Below are 970 nucleotides of genomic sequence, written 5' to 3'. Positions count from 1 at the left end.
GACCAAGGGGATGGTTTGCGTAGCATCAAGCGCCAGAAACGCGCTCAAAACGCTTCTGAGCGCCTTAAAACGAAAAAACGGGTAAATCCTTGCCTGTTTCTGAAAATCACGTTAGAACACTTCTGAGCGCGTTTCACCTCCACTGCCGCACCATCCCACTATGCGCCTCAGAAACGCGCTCAATCCTTCCGCCTGTCTGCTCTGGGATTCCGCTTGTAGCGTTTCTCGTCCCGCCTCCAGTCGAACGCCAGCCAGAACGCCATCTCCTCGAACTCGTCCGGCTTCGCTGGCATGTCCGCACCAATCAAATCCTCGTCCGTCTCCGGCTTCTCGACCTGGAGGATCTCCCGAAACCGTCCTCCTGTGGCAATCATCCGCAGCCCGTAGGTCTGCCGCGCAAGCTCCAGAAACCACGCCGGATCGCGCACAATTTCCGAGGATTTCACCGTGTATTTCAGTGTCTCGATCACCCCCGCTTCCAGCGCCGCCCGTTGCACCTCTGCAGCGCTTGCTCCTTCCGGTACACTCCCGCGTTTTGGCCGCACGCGCTTGATGTGCGCCCCCGCTGCATAATCCACCCGCAGGCACTCGCTCCAGATTTCCACCCAGCGTTCATGCTTCACGTAATCCCGCTTGAACCACGACGAAGGAACCCAGAGCACCACGTGAAAGTGGGGAGGACAGCCCCCATGTACATTACCGTAGGTGATTTCCGTACTTCGCAGCCCGCACAGACCAGGCGCAAATTCGTTACGCTTGGTTAAACGCCCCCAAGCCGGATTCATCTGCTTGAGCGTCTCTCTCAACTCACCAACGGGGGGGTTTTTTACGGTCAGGGTCAGAAAGAGCCATCTCGCGGTAGGGTGCTCAGCCAGTAGTTTCGGTAGCGCCTCCCACAAACGACGCATCCAGCGTAACGAGCGGCGACGGCTGCACACCGGACAGAAGGGGACATGACAGAATTCACCAT

At 57.9% G+C, this 970-nt stretch carries 1 protein-coding gene; it reads right to left on the bottom strand.

The window, feature by feature from the left end; genetic code table 11:
* Window positions 1-179: 179 nt before the first annotated feature.
* Window positions 180-970: protein rep (locus DMH08_RS39610; protein WP_158642476.1), on the bottom strand; the 791-nt coding region annotated here is incomplete at its 5' end.

The sequence above is a fragment of the Actinomadura sp. WAC 06369 genome (assembly GCF_003947565.1).
GTDB classification, from domain to species: Bacteria; Actinomycetota; Actinomycetes; order Streptosporangiales; family Streptosporangiaceae; genus Spirillospora; species Spirillospora rifamycini.
This window is presented reverse-complemented; position numbering and strand designations above follow the sequence as displayed.